General features: G+C 63.0%; 8 protein-coding genes. 3 read left to right on the forward strand and 5 right to left on the reverse strand.

Features of this window, described 5'->3' with window-relative positions; genetic code table 11:
- The first annotated feature begins 373 nt into the window (after positions 1 to 373).
- Positions 374 to 751, forward strand: coding sequence for a response regulator (locus AB1384_11175; GenBank protein ID MEW6554834.1), 378 nt, complete (start codon positions 374 to 376; stop codon positions 749 to 751).
- Positions 752 to 794: 43 nt separating this feature from the next.
- Positions 795 to 1,385: a nitroreductase family protein gene (locus AB1384_11180; GenBank protein ID MEW6554835.1), complete on the forward strand. Its 591-nt coding sequence runs from the start codon at positions 795 to 797 to the stop codon at positions 1,383 to 1,385.
- Positions 1,386 to 1,418: 33 nt separating this feature from the next.
- Here AB1384_11180 and AB1384_11185 read toward each other — a convergent pair whose 3' ends face one another.
- The 5 genes from AB1384_11185 to AB1384_11205 form a co-directional block, all read right to left on the reverse strand.
- A complete protein-coding gene (locus tag AB1384_11185; GenBank protein MEW6554836.1) occupies positions 1,419 to 2,108 on the reverse strand; it encodes a zinc ribbon domain-containing protein in 690 nt (229 codons plus the stop codon).
- Positions 2,109 to 2,208: 100 nt separating this feature from the next.
- Complete coding sequence (locus AB1384_11190; GenBank protein MEW6554837.1) at positions 2,209 to 2,511, reverse strand: amidohydrolase family protein; 303 nt, start codon at positions 2,509 to 2,511, stop codon at positions 2,209 to 2,211.
- 17 nt (positions 2,512 to 2,528) lie between these two features.
- Positions 2,529 to 3,497, reverse strand: coding sequence for an ATP-binding protein (locus tag AB1384_11195; protein MEW6554838.1), 969 nt, complete (start codon positions 3,495 to 3,497; stop codon positions 2,529 to 2,531).
- Positions 3,498 to 3,615: 118 nt separating this feature from the next.
- Positions 3,616 to 4,884, reverse strand: a complete 1,269-nt coding sequence (locus tag AB1384_11200; GenBank protein MEW6554839.1) for a HAMP domain-containing sensor histidine kinase — start codon at positions 4,882 to 4,884, stop codon at positions 3,616 to 3,618.
- Positions 4,885 to 4,890: 6 nt separating this feature from the next.
- Positions 4,891 to 6,132 (reverse strand): ATP-binding protein, encoded by a 1,242-nt coding sequence (locus AB1384_11205; GenBank protein MEW6554840.1) that lies wholly within the window; start codon positions 6,130 to 6,132, stop codon positions 4,891 to 4,893.
- Positions 6,133 to 6,274: 142 nt separating this feature from the next.
- Between AB1384_11205 and AB1384_11210 the strand changes: the two genes are divergently transcribed.
- On the forward strand, positions 6,275 to 6,818 hold a 544-nt coding region (locus AB1384_11210), incomplete at its 3' end, for a hypothetical protein (GenBank protein ID MEW6554841.1).

Here is a 6,818-nt window from a genome sequence, read left to right on the forward strand (position 1 = left end):
CGGCCAAGAAGCCGGCGAAGAAGCCCGCGAAGAAGGCGGCGGCCAAGAAGCCGGCGAAGAAGCCCGCGAAGAAGGCGGCGGCCAAGAAGCCGGCGAAGAAGCCCGCGAAGAAGGCGGCGAAGAAGTAGGGTTTCTGGCGGCGGTCGCTTCGAAACGGCTACATCGCTTGTGTTGATGGGCGCCATGGACCAGGAGTCCGGGATGTATGGCATGGGCGCCCACGCGAGCGGGGCTGTTATGGCCGTGAGGGGGTGAGAGGCAAGCCGGTCAAGGACTTCTTGTTCAAGAGGGGCGAGATGTATATCTCCGCCCCTTTTGACCTCTTATGAACTTCCTGGTTATACTCGTATTGATGAACCAGAAAACGGTCTTGGTGATCGAAGACGACCGTTCCATCGCCAGGTTAGCCGAGATAATGCTCAACGGAAAAGGCCTCAAGACACATCTGTGCCTGGACGCGACCAATGCTGTGCAGGCAACCCAGCGGATCCTGCCGGACCTTATTATCCTGGATATTCATATGCCGCGGCGCAGCGGCATCAGTATCCTGAAGCGTTTGCAGCAGGACAAGACCACGCGAGGGATCCCGGTCATCGTCAACTCGGTCCTCACGCGCAGGCAGAGCATCGAGCAGCTGAAGAAGATGGGGGCGAGCGATTTCGTGTCCAAGGGCGCGGGCATAGAAGCGCTCGTAGAGAGGGTCATGTTTCATCTGGAACCAGAGCATCTTGCTCGGGGACGTGGGGAGTGACAGCGACATCCGAGTCCGATGGGAGGCGCAAGGGTTGGAGGTCATGGAGGCGATCCGCGGCAGGAGAAGCATCAGGCGTTACGAGAGCAGGCCGGTGCCGCAAGAGATCATCGACGAGCTGCTCGAAGCGGCGCGGATGGCGCCGTCTGCCAGCAACCTCCAGACGTGGAAATTCAAGGTGATCACCGACGCGGCCACCAGGAGATCTCTCAGGGAGGCAGCCTTCAACCAGCGCTTCGTGGAGGACGCGCCGGTGGTCATCGTGGCTTGCGCCGACTTCGATGCCTTTGGGGAGAGGGCCGCCAGGATCCGTGAACTGCTCCGCGCCGGGGCGGTAAAGGTCTCGCTACCCATGCTCCTGCGCATGCTGCGTTCCGGCAGGGCGGAGGATATGGAGGAGAGGAACCTGACCGCCGCGATGATAAACGTCTCCATAGCCGTCGAGAACATGGTACTGGCGGCCATGTCACTGGGCCTGGGTACGTGCTGGGTGAGGGCTTTCCAGCCGGAGCGGGTATCCGAGATCCTCTCCCTGCCCCCGCAGTGCCCTCCCCTGTTCCTCCTCCCCCTCGGCTACCCCGCCGAGAAGCCAGGGGCGCGCAGCCGCAAGACCATGGAAGAGATCCTCCTGTAGGCCTGCCGTCATTTCATCCGTCGTATCGGCGGCTCATATCTCGGCGGCGGTGTAATCGTAGATCTTCCAGTCGCCCCCGTCTTTTCTCAACTCGAAATCCACCCGGAACTCTTCCCCATCGACATTTTCCATATCCACTCCGACCGTCGCGCGGGAATCCTTTACCTCCACTTCGTTGGCATCCCACGTGGTAAGCCTTACGTTGCCGTCAACGACCTGGGACTCGAACGTGCTCAGGGTGAAGGTCTCCCTGAAAGGAGAATCGGGATGGAGGAGATCCCAGGCTTCCTCGGCATCCCCATCGTTGATGGCCTCGATGTAGCGGTTGGTGACGTCGACGGGCGCCTTTACCGTCGTGAAGACGAAAACGGCCAGAAGGGCGATGCCGGTTCCGATGACCAGGATGACGATGAGACCGACGATGATGGCTATCTTCCACGCCGACCCCGTCTTCTGCTTCACCGGGGGCGGGGGCACCACGCCGGGGACGTGGGCGGGAGGGGCCCCCATGGGCTGCTGCGCGTAGGGGGGCTGAACGCCCATGGGCGGGGCCGGTGGCCGGGGCGGCGGTGCGGTGGTCGGTGGGGGAGGAGCTGCCGCCTCCGGTGCCTGGGGAGGGGGTGATCCACCCGCTCCCGCGGACGCCGCGATGGTGGCACCGCAGGCTGGGCAGAAAGAAGCGTCATCCGATACATCCCTGCCACAGTTGGGGCAGAAGGCCATCCTTGTTCACCTCTCTTCATCTCGGCCGCGGGCCTTTGTTATGTCCGCGGCGGGCTGCGGGGCCGGAGTGGCCGGGGTACCGACCGTACCGCCCCTCTGCCTACAGGCCGAGCAATGCCGCTGCGTTGTCGTGCAGCAGGCGTTGCTCCGTCTCTTCTTTCAACCCCAGCCCGTCCAGTTCCTTCACTATCCTCTGGCGCGACGCCAGCGGGTAGTCACTGCCGAAGAGCACCTTGTCGGAGGGCACGTCCATGTAGCGCACCACGGACTCCGGGATGTGGCGCGGTGCCCACCCCGCTATGTCGAACCAGACGTTGACGTTGCGCTGACAGGTGGTCATGTTTTCCTCATGCCACGACCAGCTGAAATGGGCGATGACGGTCTTGAGGGCGGGGAAGTCCACGGCGACCTCGTCCATGTCTATGGGGCGGAGGTACTTGAGCTTGGTCCCGGTTTCGATCGCGAGAACCAGTCGGCGAGCTGGCAGAGGGCGCAGAGGGGCTGGGAGGTGGGCTCGCCGCACCTCCCGCAGGCTGCGTGAGCTGCCTCGTAGAAGTCCTCCCCGCCGGGGATAGCCTCCTGCAGCGAGAGCAGCAGCTGCAGTTTGCTGGAGGGCATGACCGCCTCCATGTGCTCGAAGACGCCTTTCAAGGAGTGCCCGCGCGGGGTCCATTCCGGGCATTTCTCCTCGAACACCGGCATGTCCCGGAGACGGCAGTAGACGAGGTTCAGCCTCTCGGGCGTGTAGACAAGGGGCTTGACCTTGCGGGTCATGCCCCCGGCGGCGGGCAACACCGGCAGCGGCACGTAGAAGCGGCGCGACAGGAGGTTCTTGAAGGTGAAGAGGAGGATGTCCTCCAGGGTATGGGCGGTGGCCACCACCGTGGCCCCCAGCCGGTTCGCCTCGCGGTTCATGAGGGAACGTTTGATCACCCCGCATACCGCGCACGGCTGCCAGCCCTTGACGCGGCACACGCGCAGCCCCAGGTCTCCCAGGCGCGTGACCTCCAGGGGGACCCCGGCTATGCGCGCCTGCTCCTGCACCGCCTCCAGGTTGCGGTCGGAATAGTCACCCATGTTGAGGTGGAAGTGGAGGGCGGAGAGCTCAAATCCCATGAACAATCCCAGTCGGCGCAAGGCGTAGAGCAGCGCGGTGGAGTCCTTCCCCCCAGACACCGCCACCACCACGCGGTCGCCCTCGCCCATCATGTCGTGCTTCTCTATGGCGCGGCGTGCCCGGCGCTCGAAGAAACGCACGAAACAGGGTTCACACAGCTTGAGGTTGAACTCGGTCAAGCGCAGGATGGCGGTGGACTCCCCGCAGATGCGGCAGCGGCCCTGTACGATATCTACCTCGTGCTCTCTCGCGGGGATGTGGTGCTCGTTCATGGCATTAAGATAGCAGGTTTCGTGGTTATGGGGTCAGTTTCGGGGTCAGCCCCTGACATGTGACATTTTCAATAGAGGTAGCTTCTTTCGATCCACTAAATCGAGAAAATGTCACATGTCAGGGGCTGACCCCAAGCGCGCTTTCATCGTAGGTGTCGAGGGCGGTCCGCATGGCCAGCTCGGGCAGGCGCATGACGATGGTGAACCATCCCCCGGAGGTCTGGATGAGGTTGATGCTCCCCCGGTGCGCCATGACGATCCTGCGGGCCATGGCCAACTCCAGGTCGTCCTTGTCGGGCTCGCCCAGGGGCGGGAAGATGCGGCTGCCGTCCTGGGGAAACCCGGGCGCCTCCCGGTTGCGGATGTTCATGGTCATCACCACTTCCTGCCCCTCCGTTTTCGCCGATGCCCTCACCTCCGTGCCCCGGCCCGACCTCCTAACGATATATCCGAACACGGAGTCGAAGACCCGCTTCATGCGCTGCGGGTCGACCATCACCCCCGGAAGGTCGTCGGGGATGTTCGCCATGACCTGGGCGGGGTCACATACCTGCTCCAGTACGGGCAGGCTCATCTCGAGCAGGTGCTTGAGGCTGGTGTATTCGCGGTTCAACTGCACCTTCCCCGACTCCAGGCGGGAGATGTCCAGGAGGTCCTCCACCAGCCCGGAGAGGTTGTCCGCCTCCCGGCTGATGATCTCCACGTATTCCCGCTCCTTCTTCGCGTCCAGGCTCATGGAGGCCAGCAGCTCGCTGAAACCGAGGATCGAAGTGAGGGGGGTGCGCATCTCGAAGCTCACGGCGGAGACGAAGCTGGAGGCGGCACGGTCCATCTGGGAGAGGGAACGCAGTTCCTCCATGGCCTCCGCCCGCTCCTGTGCCTGCTCGCGGCTCTCCACCCCGAGACGGTTGATGAAGAACGATATGAGCAGGAGCAGAAAGACCTGGGCGCATACCAGTTGGGCATCGTTTCGCATGAGGTCGGTGAAGGTGAAGAGCATGGCCAGGTAAAGGGCGGTCGACAGGCCGGAGATCAGGGCGGCGGCCCGGAAGGAGGTGAAGAGGCTGGTGCTGAAGGCGGTGATCAGGAGGAGAAAGGTGAACAGGGGGCTGTGGGCCCCCCCGCTGTAACGGATGGCGGCGCACACCAGGGCGATCAGGGAGACGCTGTACAGGCTGGTGAGCAGGGTGAAATGCCGGCTGAAGAGCTTCTCCTTGAAGGGGAGCAGCATGTTGAGGAAGTTGACCAGCAGTATGCAGAAGAGAAAGAGGAGCGACATCTCGTAGTCGATCGCCGTCTCGTGGGGCAGGAAGAGCATTAAGGCGACGATCGGGATCGCGATCCAGATCAGGCCGCCCAGCATGCGCATGAGGTTCTGTCGGTACAACTCCGGTCACACCCCCCTGATCGGTATATAGACGGTGAAGGTGCTCCCCTGGCCCGGCTCGCTGCGCACCGTGATCTTGCCTCCGTGCAGGTCCACGAGGTTCTTGACGATGGCCAGACCCAGGCCGGTGCCCGTGATCTCGGTGAGCTCCTCGTTCTCGACACGGCGAAAGCGCTCGAAGATATGGGGCAGTTCCTCGCTGGGGATGCCGATGCCGTGGTCGGTGACGGAGATGGTCACGTACTTGCCCTCCACGCCGGTCTCCACTTCCACCGTCCCCCCCTCCGGCGAGTACTTGATAGCGTTGGAGAGGAGGTTGCTGATCACCTGGTGTATGCGGTCCTGATCGCCGTAAACCTGGGGCAGTTGATTGGTCCCGAGGTACTTCAACTCGTGTGCGCTGGTCTGCGAGCGGAAGAACTCCATGTCCTCCTCTACCAGGTCCGCCAGGTTTATCATCTCCCTGTTCAGCTCGATCCCCGCCTCTATCCTGGAGAGGTTGAGCAGGTTGGTTATAAGGCGCGACAGGCGCTCTGACTCGTTCAGGATGATGCGGTAGAACTCCTGTTTCTTCTCCGGCTCCATGTCCTTGGTGGCCAGGATCTCGCTGAAACCGTGGATGGAAGTGAGGGGGGTGCGCAGCTCGTGGGAGACCATGGAGACGAACTCCGACTTCGCCTTCTCCAGCCTGCGTATGAAGTCCCCCAGGTTGGCCACTTCGTCCTTGGACTGCTCCTGGCGGCGCAGCTCCAGGGCCAGGCGGTTGGCGAAGAGGCAGGCGAGATAGAGATAGAGGACGTTGAAGGCGAGGAGTTGCACCTGCTCCACGCGGAATTCGCTGTGGGTGAAGACCACCGCCAGGTAGAGAACGGAGAGGATGGTTGTGCTGGCGGTTGCCAGCGGCAGCTCAAAAGATATCCCGGCCACGATGGGGCCGATGAGGGCCGCGTAATAGAGGGAGCTGTCCAGGCCTCCGCTGAAGAAGATGGCTACGCAGATGATGAGGTTGAAGAAGACGATGCCGATGAAAAACGGTGGCACGCGCGGGAAAAGCCTGCCGTGCTTGCTGGGATAGAAGATGACCATGTTCTGTACCGCGATGAGCACGGCGAGAGCGGCCAGGGCGGTATAGAGCACGGAATAGTCCATCTCCTGGCTGTGCGGGAGGTTGATGATGATGGCCGTCACGGGGATGGCCACAATCGCTACGACCGTGAGGATCCTGGCCAAACGCCGTTCGAGTTCCATTTCCCAGCCTCGTTCCTCGCTCTGGTGATACGGCCTGCGGTCTCTGCCTCTACTATAATATGTTAATTCGGCGGAGCACGGCCGTTCGTTGACGGTGAGATGGCGGAAGGGAGCCGCGGGCGGCTGCGAGAAATAGATAGAGATGTTAAAAAGAACCATGGCCGTCCTGTTCATCGCTATACTCGCCACCGCCGCGGCGGGGTTCGCCGCATCGGACCTGCAGGCTTATTCCTATGACTGGAGCGGCGGCCACGACGCGGCCGGCGCCACCGCCCCCTCTGACACCTGGTATTTCGCCGAGGGCTGCACGCGCCCCGGCTTCGACTGCTGGCTGTGCGTGATGAACCCCCAGGCCCAGCCCGCCACCCTGGACATCTCCTTTCTCACCCCGGCGGGGGCGGAGTTCCAGCGCACCGCCACCGTGGCGCCCCTCTCCCGCTACACCTTGAACGTGGCCGACGTGGTGGGCACGGGACAGGACGTCTCCATGCTGCTCACGAGCGACCTCGCGGTGGTGGCGGAGAGGCCCATGTACTTCAACTACCACGCCAACCTCGCGGGCGGCCACGACGCGGCCGGCGCCACCGCCCCCTCTGACACCTGGTATTTCGCCGAGGGCTGCACGCGCCCCGGCTTCGACTGCTGGCTGTGCGTGATGAACCCCCAGGCCCAGCCCGCCACCCTGG

Source organism: Actinomycetota bacterium (assembly GCA_040757835.1).
Classification (GTDB): Bacteria; Actinomycetota; Geothermincolia; order Geothermincolales; family RBG-13-55-18; genus SURF-21.

Bases quoted from the DNA above. Each gene is read 5' to 3' on its own strand.
- AB1384_11180 (MEW6554835.1), top strand. From the start codon at position 795: ATGGAGGCGATCCGCGGCAGGAGAAGCATCAGGCGTTACGAGAGCAGG.
- AB1384_11185 (MEW6554836.1), bottom strand. From the start codon at position 2,108: ATGGCCTTCTGCCCCAACTGTGGCAGGGATGTATCGGATGACGCTTCT.
- AB1384_11195 (MEW6554838.1), bottom strand. From the start codon at position 3,497: ATGAACGAGCACCACATCCCCGCGAGAGAGCACGAGGTAGATATCGTA.
- AB1384_11205 (MEW6554840.1), bottom strand. From the start codon at position 6,132: ATGGAACTCGAACGGCGTTTGGCCAGGATCCTCACGGTCGTAGCGATT.